The sequence below is a fragment of the Campylobacter sp. IFREMER_LSEM_CL1085 genome (assembly GCF_025772235.1).
GTDB lineage: Bacteria > Campylobacterota > Campylobacteria > Campylobacterales > Campylobacteraceae > Campylobacter_D > Campylobacter_D lari_D.
Genome location: NZ_JAKMRU010000003.1, coordinates 62,159 through 77,993 on the forward strand (window position 1 = coordinate 62,159; position 15,835 = coordinate 77,993).

At 27.5% G+C, this 15,835-nt stretch carries 13 protein-coding genes and 1 pseudogene; 6 read left to right on the forward strand and 8 right to left on the reverse strand.

What is annotated here, in order from left to right; translation table 11 throughout:
* Nucleotide 1: 1 nt before the first annotated feature.
* Genes L8W56_RS02255 through L8W56_RS02275 form a run of 5 tightly spaced genes read right to left on the reverse strand, consistent with a single transcriptional unit; the run spans nucleotide 2 to nucleotide 5,677 of the window.
* Nucleotides 2-1,102, reverse strand: a complete 1,101-nt coding sequence (locus L8W56_RS02255; RefSeq protein ID WP_263659284.1) for a glycosyltransferase — start codon at nucleotides 1,100-1,102, stop codon at nucleotides 2-4.
* A 1-nt stretch (nucleotide 1,103) separates the two neighbouring features.
* Entirely contained in the window at nucleotides 1,104-2,168 is a 1,065-nt protein-coding gene (locus L8W56_RS02260) for a glycosyltransferase (RefSeq protein WP_263659285.1), read from the reverse strand.
* Nucleotides 2,165-3,859: an ABC transporter ATP-binding protein gene (locus L8W56_RS02265; RefSeq protein ID WP_263659286.1), complete on the reverse strand. Its 1,695-nt coding sequence runs from the start codon at nucleotides 3,857-3,859 to the stop codon at nucleotides 2,165-2,167. Before L8W56_RS02265 ends, L8W56_RS02260 begins: the two co-directional genes overlap by 4 nt.
* Complete coding sequence (gene galE / locus L8W56_RS02270; RefSeq protein WP_039626879.1) at nucleotides 3,853-4,839, reverse strand: UDP-glucose 4-epimerase GalE; 987 nt, start codon at nucleotides 4,837-4,839, stop codon at nucleotides 3,853-3,855. Before galE ends, L8W56_RS02265 begins: the two co-directional genes overlap by 7 nt.
* Before the next feature lie 58 nt (nucleotides 4,840-4,897).
* A complete protein-coding gene (locus tag L8W56_RS02275; protein ID WP_263659287.1) occupies nucleotides 4,898-5,677 on the reverse strand; it encodes a 3'-5' exonuclease in 780 nt (259 codons plus the stop codon).
* Nucleotides 5,678-5,743: 66 nt separating this feature from the next.
* Between L8W56_RS02275 and waaC the strand changes: the two genes are divergently transcribed.
* The 4 genes and pseudogenes from waaC to L8W56_RS02295 all read left to right on the forward strand — a co-directional run bounded on the left by waaC (nucleotide 5,744) and on the right by L8W56_RS02295 (nucleotide 10,365).
* The gene (gene waaC, locus L8W56_RS02280; protein WP_263659288.1) at nucleotides 5,744-6,763 is read left to right on the forward strand and encodes a lipopolysaccharide heptosyltransferase I; all 1,020 of its coding nucleotides are present in this window, start codon (nucleotides 5,744-5,746) and stop codon (nucleotides 6,761-6,763) included.
* Nucleotides 6,760-7,632: a lipid A biosynthesis lauroyl acyltransferase gene (locus tag L8W56_RS02285; protein ID WP_263659289.1), complete on the forward strand. Its 873-nt coding sequence runs from the start codon at nucleotides 6,760-6,762 to the stop codon at nucleotides 7,630-7,632. Before waaC ends, L8W56_RS02285 begins: the two co-directional genes overlap by 4 nt.
* An 8-nt stretch (nucleotides 7,633-7,640) precedes the next feature.
* Entirely contained in the window at nucleotides 7,641-9,188 is a 1,548-nt protein-coding gene (locus L8W56_RS02290; RefSeq protein ID WP_263659290.1) for a glycosyltransferase family 2 protein, read from the forward strand.
* Nucleotides 9,189-9,191: 3 nt separating this feature from the next.
* A pseudogene (locus L8W56_RS02295) lies at nucleotides 9,192-10,365 on the forward strand (glycosyltransferase family 2 protein).
* Here the strand turns inward: L8W56_RS02295 and L8W56_RS02300 are convergent.
* A complete protein-coding gene (locus L8W56_RS02300) occupies nucleotides 10,349-11,344 on the reverse strand; it encodes a capsular polysaccharide synthesis protein (protein ID WP_263659291.1) in 996 nt (331 codons plus the stop codon). The pseudogene L8W56_RS02295 and the gene L8W56_RS02300 sit on opposite strands and share 17 nt — an antisense overlap.
* Before the next feature lie 58 nt (nucleotides 11,345-11,402).
* On the opposite strand from L8W56_RS02300, the gene L8W56_RS02305 reads away from it, so the two are divergent.
* On the forward strand, nucleotides 11,403-12,572 hold the full coding sequence (locus L8W56_RS02305; RefSeq protein WP_263659292.1) for a glycosyltransferase family 2 protein: 1,170 nt from the start codon (nucleotides 11,403-11,405) through the stop codon (nucleotides 12,570-12,572).
* Here the strand turns inward: L8W56_RS02305 and L8W56_RS02310 are convergent.
* A complete protein-coding gene (locus L8W56_RS02310) occupies nucleotides 12,552-13,760 on the reverse strand; it encodes a glycosyltransferase family 2 protein (protein ID WP_263659293.1) in 1,209 nt (402 codons plus the stop codon). The genes L8W56_RS02305 and L8W56_RS02310 overlap by 21 nt on opposite strands.
* Before the next feature lie 57 nt (nucleotides 13,761-13,817).
* On the opposite strand from L8W56_RS02310, the gene L8W56_RS02315 reads away from it, so the two are divergent.
* On the forward strand, nucleotides 13,818-14,879 hold the full coding sequence (locus L8W56_RS02315; protein WP_263659294.1) for a beta-1,4-N-acetylgalactosaminyltransferase: 1,062 nt from the start codon (nucleotides 13,818-13,820) through the stop codon (nucleotides 14,877-14,879).
* On the opposite strand, the gene L8W56_RS02320 is transcribed toward L8W56_RS02315, so the two are convergent.
* Nucleotides 14,851-15,756 carry a glycosyltransferase family 2 protein gene (locus tag L8W56_RS02320; protein WP_263659295.1) on the reverse strand — a complete coding sequence of 302 codons (906 nt, stop codon included), beginning with the start codon at nucleotides 15,754-15,756 and terminating at the stop codon, nucleotides 14,851-14,853. The genes L8W56_RS02315 and L8W56_RS02320 overlap by 29 nt on opposite strands.
* Between the last annotated feature and the right edge of the window lie 79 nt (nucleotides 15,757-15,835).

Sequence of the window (15,835 nt, forward strand, 5' to 3'; positions counted from 1 at the left end):
TTTATGCCTTGTTAAAAAATTCAAATAATTGCTTCGCTATGCTAATTTTATCAAATTCTTTTGCACGCATAAAAGCCTTTTGTCTATATGAAGCTTTTAATGCTTCATCATTGCACATTTTTTCCAAGCCTTCTTGCATGGCTTTTTCATCATCTACTTTTACTAAAAGTCCAAACTCATCATCTAAAAATAACTCCCTTGCACCGCTTTTATGATCAGTGCAAAGCACGGCAGTATTACAAGCTAAGCACTCGATTAAAACATTAGAAAAGCCTTCAAAACTTGAAGCAAAAGCAAAAAAGTCGCATTTACTCATGTATTTATAAGGATTTTTATCAAAACCTAGTAAAAAGACTTTGTCTTTTAAATTTAAAGTTTCTATTAAAGCTAAAAGCTCATCTTTTAAAATACCCTCGCCTAAAATGACTAATTTTAAATCAGTTTTAACTTTTGCATAAGCCCTTATAAGCATAGCATGATTTTTACCATGATCAAGCCTGCCAACGCTTAGTATAAAAGGATCTTTAAAGTCTATTTCTTCTTTAGATTTTTCTATAATGCTTTCTAAATCTATGGCATTGTATAAAATATCGCATTTTTTTGCTTCTGTATTGAAATTTTGTATTAAATCTTCTTTGTTTCCTATGGAATTTGCTAAGATTAAATCTGCTTTGTTGTAAAGTTTTTTAATAAGAAATTTATTGATAAAAGAATTTAGATTATTATGTTTATAAATTACACTTGGAGTAGTGCATTCATTGATAATAAGGGTTGATTTAAGTCCTAGGGATTTTGCCATTAACGCAATATAATTAGGTCTATTTAATAATACAAATTGTAAATTGATTTTTAAATCTTCACAAAGTTTTTTGTATTTCATAGCTAGCAAGGGTAGTTTTAAAAATTTAGCTAAGTTACTTTCGCTTGGACTTGATTTTTCAAGGTAGTGGATATTAACTTCAGGAATATCATAGGATATTTTATCATTCATTAAAATCAAATGTACTTCATATTTTAAATTTAACACAGGTAATAGCGTAGATACAACCCTTTCAGCACCACCACTTCCTAAAGAATAAATAAAAATTGCTAGTTTTTTCATATTAAACCCTTACTTCTTTGATTAAATCAAGCCATTTTTGTGCTACATTGGCCACTTCATAATCTTTACATCGCTGCTGTGCATTAAGCGCTAGTGTTTTTCTTAAATTTTCATCTTGCATTAAAAGTGCGAGTTTTTCGCTTAAAGCTTTTTCATCATCTAAATCTACTAAAAATCCATCTTTTCCATCATCAATTAAATCTTTATGACCGCTTGTGTATTTAGTGCTAATGCGCGCTACTTGATAATATAAACTTTCAAGTAAAACTGTTGGCAAGCCTTCTATGAAAGAGCAAAGGCAGATTATTTTTGCTTTTTTATAAAGCTCTTGTATATTTTCAACTTTACCTAGAAAATTAACTTTGATATTTAAATTTTTGGCTTCTTGTTCTAAATCTTGTCTTAATTCTCCATCGCCTGCTATGAAAAAGTTGTATTGTTTTTGTAAATTTGTATCTAGCCTTGCTATGGCTTTTAAAAACATAGAAGCATTTTTATTATGATCAAGTCTGCCTACGAAAATGACATTATTTTCTTTTTCTAAATTTTCTTTAACAGGGTTAAAATGACAAGGATTTGGCATATTGATAACTTTTTTAACAAAGTTTTCATAGTAATTTTTATCATCATTACTTAGCACGGTTAAAGCATTTGCATGAGGAAAACTTATACGGCGTAAAAACTTCCAAATTTTAGATTTTAAATAAGTATAAGAGCTATGTTCGCTAATGATTAAAGGTGTATTTAAACCTTTGTTTGCCCAAATGCAAGCAATATTAGTTGTATCTAAAAATGAGATAAAAACATCGCTTTTGTGGTCTTTAAGTGCTTGTTTTAAGGCTTTGAATTTTTTAATGCGTGAGGCTATTTTATTATAAAGAGTGGAAAAGTCAAACTGCTCTAGGGTAAAAAGTTTGATTTTTGACTCAAGCTTGTAAAAAGAGTCTTCTTTGTGAAATTTAATAATATTTATTTCATGATTTTTGCAAAGTTCATTAGCTAAAGTGACTAATACTCTTTCAGCACCGCCTGAATTTAAAGTAGCTATGATGAAAGTGATTTTCATACTTGTTCCTTTAAATGCCCATGTTTTACTTCAAATACTCTATCACAACCTTGTATGGTTGAGAGCCTATGGGCTATGATGATGAGAGTTTTATCTTTTGAAATTTTATAGATTTCTTCCATGATTTTTGCTTCACTTTCTTGATCAAGAGCACTAGTTGCTTCATCTAAAACTAAAATTTCAGGTTGTTGATAAAGCGCTCTTGCTATGGCTATTCTTTGTCTTTGGCCTCCACTTAAAAACGAACCTGAATCACCTACCTTAGTATGCACTCCATCTTCAAGTGAATTTACAAAGCTTTCAAGATTAGCTTGTTTGATCACTTTGTGTAAAAGCGCTTCATCTACTTCTTCTCCAAAGCTAATATTTTTAGCAATAGAATCATTAAAAAGATAAATTTGTTGAGGTATGTAGCCAATTTTACTTCTAAAACTTTTTATATTGCTCTCATCAAGCTTAATTCCATCTACAAAAATAGCTCCATCGCTTGGTTTTAAAAGCCCTATGATAAGATCGACTAAAGTGCTTTTACCACTTCCACTTTTACCTATAAAAGCGATTTTTTCATTTTTCTTAAGCTCAAAATTTAAATTTTTAAATAAATTTTTCTTACCCTTATAAGCAAAGAAAAGATTTTTCAAAAAGATTTTTTCTTTAAATTCAATACTTTCATCGCCTAGCTTTTCTTCTTTTTCATTGAGCATGTTATAAATAATATCTAAAGAGTTTTTATAATATGTAATTTCATTATAACTTGTGATGATACGATTAGCACTTGGCATAAGCCTATAAAGAGCCACCACAAAAATAGTAATAGTTGCTAAGATAGATGAAATATCACTTTCATATCTTAAAACTAAATACACCACAATAAAACAAAGCATACAAAAACCTATACCTTCAAGGTAAATTCTAGGAATGCTTGACATGCTTTCATTGCTAATGTTTGCTTTGGCAAAAAGCCCGCTTTGAATTTCATAAAGCTTTTGTGTACTTTGTTCTTTGGTTTTGAGTTTGATGATTTTAAGGTTGTTTAAATTTGCATTTAAAATTTCAAAATAATTTTTCATCGCCTCTTCTCTAGCTATGGAAGCTTTTTTTACCAAGGGTGAGAGGATTTTAATCAAAATAAAAGCATTTAAAAGTAAAAAAGCACTTAAAGCTAGGGTGATTTTATAGTTGATAATTAGCAATAAAGTATAAAGTAAAAACACCACAAAGCTTTCACTTAGCATAAGTAAAAAAGCACTAATTAAAGTGCTTAAATGAAATACTTCTTGAGTAATAGTTTTTAAAAGTTCTGATTGATTTTTGTTAGTAAAATTTTCATATTCAAGGTGTAGGTATTTATCAAAAATACGACAAGCAAGGCTGTGGTAACGCCCTTTAGAAAAACGCGCAAGCAAATGAAAATAAAAGGCATTTAAAAAGGCTCTAAAAATATAAAAGGCGATTAATATACAGCCAAAATAAGCAATAATTTTATAACTTGGTAAATTTAAATACTCATATATAGGTTGAAAATAGGAGCTTTTTTCTAAAAGCTCAAAATTACTCGCCACTGATACAAAAGGCATGATTAAAGAAATAGCAAAGCTTTCTATGAATCCTATAAAAATAGAAAAAATTAGCAAAGCAAATAAAAATTTCTTATCATGAGCATTGAGTATAAAAAAAAGTTTTTTTAACACTGTTTTTCCCACTCATAAGCACTTTTGCAGATTAATTCTAAATCATCATATTTTGGTTTCCAGTTGGTTAGGGTTTTGATTTTATCCGCATTTGAAATAAGCACAGAAGGATCTCCAGCTCTTTTTGGTGCAAGTTCTACTGTGAAATCTACTCCGCTTACTTTTTTCATGGTTTCAATAACTTCTTTTACGCTAAAGCCGTGACCATATCCTACATTGAAAATATTACTTTCATTGTTTTCTAGGTATTCTAAAGCAGCTAAATGCGCACTTGAAATATCATCAACATGGATAAAATCTCTAATACAAGTGCCATCTTTAGTATTATAATCATCGCCAAAAATATAAAGTTTTTCTCTTTTTCCTGTGGCTACTTCAGCAGCAACCTTGATAAGTAAAGTAGCTTTTGGATAGCGTTGTCCTATAGGATAACTCATGCAAGCACCTGCTACATTAAAGTATCTTAAAATGCAGTATTTAAATTCAGGATTTGCCATATTAGCATCTTGTAGGACTTTTTCGCTCATTAGTTTGCTTTGTCCATAAGGATTAATCGGTGCTAATGGACTTTGCTCATCCACAATAGGAGTTTGTGGCTCTCCATAAGTAGCTGCGGTTGAAGAAAAAATGAATTTTTTCACACCTGTTTCTAGACAAGTTTGGATTAGATTACTTGTGTTTGCGGTATTGTTCATATAATATTTTAAAGGATTTTCCATACTTTCAGGAACTTCAATACTAGCTGCAAAATGCACAATTGCATCAAATTTTTCTTCTTTGAAAAGTTTTTTAATCCCAGCATAATCGCTTAAATCTTGCTCAAAAAACTTAAAAGGTCTGATTTTAGAAAGTTCATCCAAACTTTTTTTGCTACCTTTTGAAAGATTATCTAATACACAAATTTCATGATTTGTTTCTAAAAATTGTTTTAAAGTATGAGAGCCTATGTATCCTGCGCCACCGGTGATTAAAATTTTCATTTTTATCCTTTTTGTGATATTTAATAATAGTTATTTTAATATACTTTTCTTAATTAATTTAAAACTTGCTCTTTTCTTTTTCTATGGCCTCTAAAAATGGCTTTTGATAGCTTTTATCGCTATGTTTTTGCAAAAGTTCTTCTTTGAAATTTTCTAAAATATTAAGATAATCTTCTTGGGTTAAATTACCTTTAATGAGTTCGTATTTTAAAAATAGCATATAGGTGTTTAACACATCACTTTCGCAGTATTCGTGAATTTTTTCTAATTTGTTTTGATAAAAAAGTTCTAATACTTCATTTCCATGCACATCATATTTTCCAGGAAGTCCTGCCATAGCACAAAGCGTGTCAAGTCTTAAGCCTTTTTGACCAAAACTTCCTAAAGATTCTAATAAATCACAATGTTTATTTTCTACAAATTTGCTTTTGTAGTTATTCCATTTATCGCTTGCGTCCAAATAAGCACTTGCGTTGATATTGTATTTTAATGCTCTTATAACAAGCAAAGGCATGTCATAGCTTTTACCATTAAAACTTACAAGGCGGGGTTGGTGTTTGTCTATGAAGTTAAAAAATTCTTCTAGCATTTGTTTTTCATTTTCGCCTTTGATTTTATTGACTTTGATGAAATTTCCAAATTTATCTGCAATCACTGCACAAATGCTTACAACTTTATGAAAAGGTAGGGGTAAAAATTCACTTCCACTTTCTTCTTTTTGTCTTTCTAAAGCTTGCTTGCTAATGCTTAAATCATCGCCATTAAAATCATAAAGATGTTTTATCAATTCTGCATCAGGAATGCTCTCACAATCAAAAACGCAAATATATTCTTGCATGATAAACCTTTTTTTAAAAAAATCTTTGTTAAAATCATAACAGAAAATTTAAAAATAAAGTAGTATATGAAAATAGGTTTGGTTAAATTATCCGCACTTGGAGATATCATCCATGCGGTAATTGTTTTACAATTTATTAAAAAGCATTATCCTAAGGCGAGTATTGATTGGTTTGTAGATGCAAGATTTGCAGGATTATTGCAAGATCATCCAATGATCAATGAAGTATATGCCCTGCCTTTGAAAGATAGAAAAATCAAAGAAGTTTTTGCTATGCTTTTTGAAGCTAGGCAAAATAAATATGATGTTGTGATTGATTTGCAAGGTTTGATTAAATCTGCTTTAGTGAGTAAATTTTTATGTGCTAATACTTTTGGTTTTGATCAAGAAAGCATAAAAGAGGGCTTTGCGAGCAATTTTTATACGCATAAATTTGCGTGTAATTATGAAGAAAATATTATCGTGCGTAATCTTTCTTTGGTAGCTTATGTGCTAAATGAGCATTTTGATCATAGTGACATAGAGTTAAAACAAAGTTGTTTTAGCGTAGATGATGAGTTGAAAGAAGAGCTAGAACAAAGACTTTCTTTAAGTGAAAGTGCGCCAAATATACTCATACATGTAGGCTCATCTATGCCTAATAAAATTTACCCAAAAGAGCGTTTGATACTACTTTGTAGAATGCTTTTGGAGTATTTTACTAGTGCAAAAATTATGCTTGGTTGGGGCAATGTTAATGAGTTTAATTTTGCTAAAGATATAGTTTTAAATTTAAAACATTTAAAAATAGAACTTGCGCCAAAATTAAGCTTAAGTGAGCTTTGTGCTTTAACTAAAGCAAGTGATTTGATTATCGGAAATGATAGCGGGCCTACTCATTTAGCTTTTGCACTAAATAAGCCTTCTATAACGATTTTTGGTGCTACTCCTAGTCAAAGAAATGCTTATGAAACAAATATCAACAAAACAATCAATGCAGGTAAAAAAATACTGCATTCAAAGCATATCGATAAGAGTGATTTTTGCGTACAAAATATCGATGAAAAAGATATTTTTAAACTTGCTTGTGAGCTTTTAGAAAAATGATAAATTATGTATATCTAAGCCTTTTTTATACACTAAAAGCTCTTGTGAAGATTTTACCTTCAAAGCTTTTAAACTCTTTTGCAAATTTGGCTGCTTTAATCACTTATAGGCTTAATCACAAACACCGCAAAATCATTGATACAAACTTAAAAATTTGCTTTCCTGAAAAAGATCAAAAATGGCGTGATGAAACTAGTCTTAATATCTATAAAAATTTTGCTAAATTTGGGATTGATTTTATCAAAAATCAAAATACAAGCAAAGAGGAAATCATCAATAAAATTTGCTTTGATGATGAGGAGCAAATTTTAAATATAATGCAAAGTAAAAGACCCTTGATCGTAACTACGGCTCATTATGGTAACTGGGAGCTTTTGGCTTTGTCTTTTGGGGCTAAATTTCAAGGAATTTCCATAGTTGGAAGAGCACTTGATAGCGTGATAATGGATAAAATTTTAAGTAAAAATCGCACGCAATTTAACATAGAGCTTATAGAAAAAAAGGGCGGGCTTAGAAAAATGCTAAAAGCCTTAAAAGAAGGTAGATCGCTTGGAATTTTAACCGATCAAGATGCAGTGGATAGTGAAAGTGTAAAAATACAATATTTTAACCAAGAAGTAAATTTCATAGCAGGTGCGAGTGTGCTTGCCAAAAAAACAAATGCTATGATTTTACCTTGTTTTGTGTATCAAAAAGATGAGAAATTTTTTGTAAAAACTTTTAAGGCTTTAGATGCAAGCAAGGCAAGTATAGAAGAGCTTACTAAGTATCAAGCAAAGTGTTGTGAAGAGATGATTAAATTTAAACCTGATGAGTATTTTTTCTTTCATAAGAGATTTAAAAGATATAACCATGAGTTGTATTTATAGGATATAAAATGGATTTAAAACAAATTAGTGTGATAATGATTGTTAAAAATGCTCAAAAAACTTTAAAAGCTTGTTTGGAATCTTTGCAAGAATTTGGCGAGATCGTTTTAATAGAAAATGATAGCAATGATGATACTTTAAAAATTGCTTATGAGTTTAGTAAAAGTTATAAAAATATCAAGATTTATCAGCATAAATTTATAGGTTTTGGACCTTTGAAAAATTTAGCCATAAGTTATGCTAGTAATGATTGGATTTTTAATATTGACGCAGATGAGCTTGCTAAGAAAGAATTTTTACAAGAATTAGGGCAAATTGAGCCTAATAAAGAAGATATCATAGCTTTACCAAGAGAAAATTTATACAATGGAGAGTGGATTAAAGCTTGTGGGTGGTGGCCTGATCATGTAATGCGGGTGTTTAATAAAACCCATACTAGTTTTAATAAAAATTTAGTGCATGAGAGTTTAATTTTACATGAAGATAGCAAAAAGATTAAGTTGCAAAATGGTTTGAGGCATTTTGCGTTTGATGATATCGATAGTTTGTTAGATAAGCTTCAAAAATATTCTAAGCTTTGGGCTTTGCAAAATTTACATAAAGAAAGTAGTGTTTGCAAGGCTTTGCTAAGAGGAATTTGGACTTTTTTTAGAAATTATGTTTTGAAAAAAGGGATTTTTTATGGCTATAAAGGCTTTATTATAAGTACTTGTAATGGACTTGGAGCTTTTTTTAAATATATGAAATTGTATGAGTTAAAAAAGCAAAAGCCAAAAACTTGTGCTTTAATCATCACAACCTATAATCAAAAAGAAAGACTTGCTTTGGTGCTTGATAGTGTTAAAAACTTAGAGCCTTTACCAGATGAGGTTTTAATAGCTGATGATGGAAGCAGGGAAGATACAGCTAAACTTATACAAGCTTATCAGAAAGATTTTCCATGTAAGTTAGAGCATATTTGGCAAGAAGATGAGGGATTTCGTGCTGCGGCAAGCCGCAACAAAGCGATTAGAGCTTCAAATAGTGAATATATTGTTTTAATCGATGGTGATATGATTTTAGAAAAAAACTTCATTAGTGATCATTTAAAATTTGCTAGTTTAAAGACTATTTTGCAAGGCTCAAGAACTATTTTAAATGAAAATGAAAGCAAAGAACTTTTAAGCAAAAATGATTTTAGTTTGACATTTAATAAAAAAGGTTTTAAAAATCAAAGAAATATTTTTTTAGCTAAATGTATATATAAATTTTCAAAACTAACTAAGAAATTTTTTAAAAAATCACAGCTTGTTAAAGGTAGTAAAACTTGCAATATGAGTTTTTATAAAAGTGATTTTGAAGCCATTGAAGGTTTTAATGAAAAATTTATAGGTTGGGGCAGGGAAGATAGTGAGTTTGTAGCTAGATTTTTATTTAATGAGGGAGTGTTTAAAAGGCTTAAATTTAATGCTCTGGCTTATCATATCTACCATGAAGAAAATAGTAAAAATATGCTTGAAATCAATCATCAAATTTATCTTGAAACTATAAAAAATGAAAAAACAACTTGGAGATAAGGCATGAAAACCGTAGGCGTAGTAATCCCCATATACAATGTAGAAAAATATCTAAAAGAATGTTTAGATAGTGTAATCAATCAAACCTATACTAACTTAGAAATCATACTCGCAAATGATGGTAGTACAGATGAAAACTCACTCAATATTGCAAAAGAATATACTCTAAAAGATAAAAGAATAACTCTTTTTGATAAAAAAAATGGTGGTTTAAGTAGTGCTAGAAATGTAGGTATAGAATTTTTTTATGGTGAATATGAAATACAATATATTGAAAAAGAAAATGAATTAAATATTTTTAAGATTGTTGGCAATAACCCACAAAATATTTATAAAATTTATAAATATAAAAATGCTTTAGTAGATGATAAATTAGAAATTCCAAAGATTGATTATATTATCTTTTTAGATTCTGATAATTATTGGGAGTTAAACTGCATAGAAGAGTGTGTTATAAGAATGCAAAATGTAGATGTATTATGGTTTGACCATACTTGTATTTATGATGATGGTATAGAAGATAAGGGTCAAAAAACAAGGATGAATATATTTAATTTCACTCAAGAATGTACTATCACTCCAAGAGACTATGCTAAGCAAGCTATAAAAGTAGGTTCAAGGGATATCTCGTTTAGCTGGGGTGGTATGATAGATTTTTCATTTTTAAAACAATTAAAACTTAAATTTATTAACAAAATCATCAATGAAGATATTCATTTTGGTATGGTTTTATTTAGCTGTGCTAATAATATTTATATTTTGCCAAAAAGATTGTATTTGTGCCGTTTGAGAGCAAATAGTATATCAAATCATGATAAGAAAGTCACAAAGGCAAATGTATCAGAGTACTTTAAAGACTTATATGAATTTTTTGGAGAAAATGCTAAAGAGGCAAAAAACTATTTAAAAGCAGCAAGTAGGATGATAACAGCTTTAGAGTTGATAGAATTTTTTAAAGATCAAAAAAATGAAAATTTTCAAGCTATAAAGGAAACCTTTCTGCCTTTTTATGTAAAAAAGGCTTTGAGGATTAAAAAATTTAAAAAAGATCCTTTAAATTTAAAAGAAAAATTACCTATAATAAAACCTTTTATCCAAACAAAAATTCCTTATGATCTTTGGAAAATTTGGCAAAAAATAAAAGGTATTTTTAGATAAAATCAACTTTGCAAAATGATTTTATCTATCATTGAATCTTTTTTTATAGATTTAAAATGCGTGAGTTTGTGTAAAAAACTTTGCTTTTGAATTTTTTCCCAAAGAGTTGGATTAAATTTTTCTTTGGCGCTAAATTGTAATAAATGACATTCTATATCACTCATATTTTTATAGGTATCATTTACAAAGCCATGTTCTTTTAAAAGTTCAAATATGATATGCAGTACAAAATAATAGTGATTTTCATTTGATTGCTCATTTTTCCAATAATTTATTAAAATATCTTTTAGAGTTTGAATAAAAGTATTGCTTGCTTTGGCTATCATAAAACTACTTAGCATTTTAACCTTAAAATCATCATTCCAGTTAAAATATCCATAAGAAAAATACCCACTTTTGATAAAATTTTTCAATTTCTCTTTACTAGGTTTTGTTTTTGATCTTTCAAAGATAAAAAAATCTTTATTACAAAGTTCACTAGGAATTTTAGAGCTTAAAAATATACTTGCATCACACCATATACCTCCATAAGTTGCAAGTAAGCATACTCTTAAAAGATCTGAAAAAAAAGTTATAGTTTTTTCTCCAAAAAAATTATTTTCTAATTTTTCTATAACAAATGATGGAAAATCAAGGTAATCTTTTATATTATCTTTATCTAGAATGATGATTGTGTAGTCATCTTTCATTTGTTCTTGTACAGAGTTAAAGCATTGTTGTATCATAGGCGAAGCTTGATTTTTACCTTGATACCAAAATTGCCAAATAATTTTATCATTTTTAAAATGATGTTTTTTTTCAAAATTAAAATGAGGAATTTTCCCATCTAAAAAAGGGTTTATATAGTTGTTTGAAAGATAATTAGCCACTTTGGGGTGTTCTAACTTATATTGAATATGATTTCTTAATTTTCTTCTTATTGATTTTATAGGTATAAATGAGCTTAGTTTTTTTGTTAAAGTATTATAAATTAAAGAATTGTTTTGTTGTATTTGCATATATATTCCTCAAAAGTTTTTCTGATATAATATCAAAAATAATTAAGGTTATGTATATATGAAAACCGTAGGCGTAGTAATCCCCATATACAATGTAGAAAAATATCTAAAAGAATGTTTAGATAGTGTAATCAATCAAACTTATACTAACTTAGAAATCATACTAGTAAATGATGGTAGTACAGATGAAAACTCACTCAATATTGCAAAAGAATATACTCTAAAAGATAAAAGAATCACTCTTTTTGATAAAAAAAATGGTGGACAAAGCAGTGCTAGAAATGTAGGTATAGAATATTTTAGTGGAGAATATAAACTCAAAAACAAAACTCAAACTATAAAAGAAAATTCTTTAATAGAATTTAACATAGAAGGTAATAATCCTTATGAAATATACACTGTATATAAAAGCTATAAAGCTTTTAATGATGAACAAGATTTAACTAACTTTACTTATCCTATTATAGATTATATTATCTTTTTAGATTCTGATGATTATTGGGAATTAAACTGCATAGAAGAATGTGTACCTAGAATGGATGGGGTAGAAGTGGTGTGGTTTGATGAAGCAAAATACTATGAAATATCTTGTAAAAATCAAAGTCAAAGTAGTAGATTAAAAGATATTAATATAAAACAAGAAAAAAAGATTACTCCATTAGAATGGTTGCGACATTTAGCAAGAAGCAAGATGAAAGATTTTTCTTTTGCTTGTTCAGGTATGATAAATTTTAATCATATAATAGATAAAAAAATAAAATTTAAAGATGGTATTTTTGCCGAAGATCATTTATTTGGAATTTTGCTTTTTTCACAAGCTAAGAGTATTTATGTTTACCCTAAAGTATTTTATTATTACAGAATTCGAACAAATTCATCAACAAATCAAGATAAGATAATCATTAAAGATAACATACTTCCTCATTTTAGAAATATATTAGATGCTTTTAATGGAGATGCATTTTTAGCAAAGGAATATTTTAGATATTCTAGTTGGGTGTTAATAGCCTTAGAGCTAATTAATTTTATTAATAGTTATCAAGATAAAACCATCTCTTTGTTTTTAAAAAAAGCTATTTTATATTTTTATATAAAAAATGCATTTAAGATAAAAAAATTTAGCAAAGACCCACTGTGTGTTCAGAGAAAACTTAAAGATTTAAAATCTTATAAGATATCAAAGATTCAATATAAAATATTTAGATTATTATCGAGTTTTATTAAATAATGAGATTATTTTTTTTGGATGTCTAATGCATAATCTAATTATGTAATATAGTTTATATAATTTAACAAATTTTAAGTACTTATATAGATTCTCACGGATTTTTAGAGGATCTTTTGTAATTTTCTTTTGTGCTATAGAGTACAAATAACTTTTTGATGATTTTTTTAAAAAAGAGGTTTGATTGTCAAATTTTTGTATTTTTAAAAAAATAACTAGTAGGCAGTATAGGTGAAAATATTCTCTAAGCTCTTTATAATCGCTAAAATGCTCTTTTAGCGGCTCTAGATATTTAGGTAATTTTTGTGGTATTAAGGTATTTTGGATATTTGTTATGGAGCCTTTTCTAATTCTATATATCATTAAGGTTGTATTGATATAAAAAACTTTTTTAGCCAAGCAAAACAATATAGTTCCAAAATCATGATCTTCATGATAAATTCCATGAGTGAAACGAAGATTATATTGATTTAAAATTTTAGCCTTAAAAGTTCCTTGCCAAGCAAAATAAAACTGAAAAAAGTTATTTTCTTGCAATAGCTCTATACCGGTATTAAAAAATATTTTTTTACTTTTTTGTATTAGGTCTGTTGGCGGTTTTTTTAAAAAACAAGAATTTTCTTCATGATATTCTTCAAATCCATGTGCACAAATATCCAAATCTTTTTCAAACATTTCTTTCACGCAAAGCTCTATACAGTCATTTAAAAAATAATCATCTGAATCTAAAAAGTGAATTATAGAATTTGGTAGCTCTTGCACTAATAAATCATTTATATTTTCTATATTTGTTTTTATGTATCTTTTTTGAATAGGTATAAAATTTGATTTTATAGTTTCTTTGTTAATTATTTTTGTATTTTTGTCAAAGGTATGAGTTGAGGCAAAAGAGATTATATCTTGTTTTTTCTCATCTTCAAAAAAGCTTCTAAGTTTAGTTCCTTTTATAAATTCTAATCCCATATTTCTTGCCGAACTCAATCCTCCATTTTCCTTAGAGATTAAAAATATTCTTTCATCTTTATTGAGATATTCTAAAGCTATATCTAAGCTTCCATCATCACTTCCATCATCTATTAAAATAATATCTAAATGTTTATAGCTTTGATTGATAACGCTATCTAGACATTCTTTTAGGTATGGTGCTACATTGTATATCGGTATAATAATGGAAATTAAAGGATTATTCATATACACTTTCACTTGGTTGTTTTTTGTATTATATCTAAAAAAGAAAAATAAGAGAGTATGAAAACGAGAGAAGTGATTATAAAGATATTTTTATTTTTTATACCTATAAGTTATGTGAGAAAAAAAATAAGATTTTTTTTAGACAATAAGACTATTGTTTTACAAAAAGTAAATTCTATATTAAATGAAGATTTAGTAAATAAAATGAACTTGTTTTCTAATAATTATTTTCTCGAGATTAACAGAGCTATTTATGGTGTGAAAAAACATCAAGGTTTTTTTGATTTTGATTTGAATTCAAAAGATCCAAAATCTCCTTTAAATCCTTGGGCTTTTATAAGAGTGAAAAATGAAGCTATCACCTTAAGAGCTTCTTTAGAAAGCATATTACCTGCTGTGCAAAGAGGTGTTATAGGATATAATGATTGTACTGATGGAAGCGAGGAGATTATTTTAGAATTTTGCAAGCAATATCCTTCTTTTATACCAGTAAAATATCCTTACGAAGTACAAATTGAAAATCCGCAAGGTGAAGAAAATAAACTTTATAGCTATTATAATTATGTTGCAAGCTTTATTCCTCAAGGAGAATGGCTTATAAAAATAGATGTGGACCATTACTATGATGCTAAAAAATTATATAAGAGTTTTTATATACCCAAAAAAGATTATCATGTGGTTAGTTATTCTAGAATAGATTTTGTATTTAACGATGGGAATTTTTATGTTTATCGGGATAAAGATGGAATGATTTTAAGAGCCCCGGGAGATTGCTTATTGATACAAAATACTAATTTATTTTGGAAAGAAGTATTAATTAAGGGGGATAGTTTTAATTGGAATATAGTTGATATTAAATCAAAATTTGCAAAATCTTATGAAGTTTTATCTTTTGAAAAAAAAGTTTTCTTTTATACAGAACTTAATAATTATCATTTTCCATTTATTAAAAGTTACAGAAAAAATGATTACAATCAATTGGCTTGGATTGGTTTAGATGAATTTATTAGGGATTATAAAGAAAAATTAAAAGATCAAATAGACTTTGAAATGTTAAAATATAAAGTATTAAAGCAAATATATGAAAAGCTTACATCTTTAGAAAGCGATAAAATTTAAATTGATTTTTTTTAAAAAAAATATTGATTTTAAAATAGAGAGAATTTTTCTTACCTGATAATACATATTTTTCAATCAATAAAAAATAATTAATTAAAAACAGCAAAGCTAGATTAAAATTATAGTTATGTTGTATCTTCTTTAGAAGATTTGTAACATTATCTTGTTCTTGTATATTTGTTTTTATGTTTAGTGATGTTAAGGTTCCGGTTATAGAGGAGTTGCTTATTTGATAATTATATAAATTTTTCTTCAAATAAAATATAGCATTTGAGATATTTATTAAAGGATAATATAATAAAACATCTTCAGCCATATTAATTTTGGTATTTTTTTCCAGTGGTATTAGACTAAAAGCTTTGAGATATAATTCTTTTTTTATGACTTTTCCCCACATTGTCCAAAATAGATTTTTGGTTTTTAGTAGCTTTTTTAAAAAATCTTTTTTTATGTAGCTTTTTTCTTGAAAATTTAATTTTCTTTCTATTTTACTATTGTTGTTTAACACAAATGCATCAAAAAATATTAAATCTATCTTATTATTTTTATTCAAAATTTTAACACATTCTTCACAAGCATTAAGCTCTAAATAATCATCAGGATCTAAAAACATAATATAAGGTGAAGCTGCTACTTTAACACCTTCATATCTTGCTCTTAAAAGTTTCAAATTTTCTTCATTATGTATGATTTTTATTCTATTATCTTTGCCAGCATATTCTTTAGCTATATCTACACTTTTATCGCTTCCACAATCATCTACTACAATGATTTCTATATCTTTAAAAGTTTGGTTAATACAATTTTCTAATGCCCTAGCAATATATTTTTCTACATTATAAGTTGGTAGTATAATTGATATTAAAGGATTATTCATATATACTCTTTTATTTATTTCTAAAAATTATAGCAAAATATCATTTAATATTATAAAACTATAAAAAAAGGAATCAATA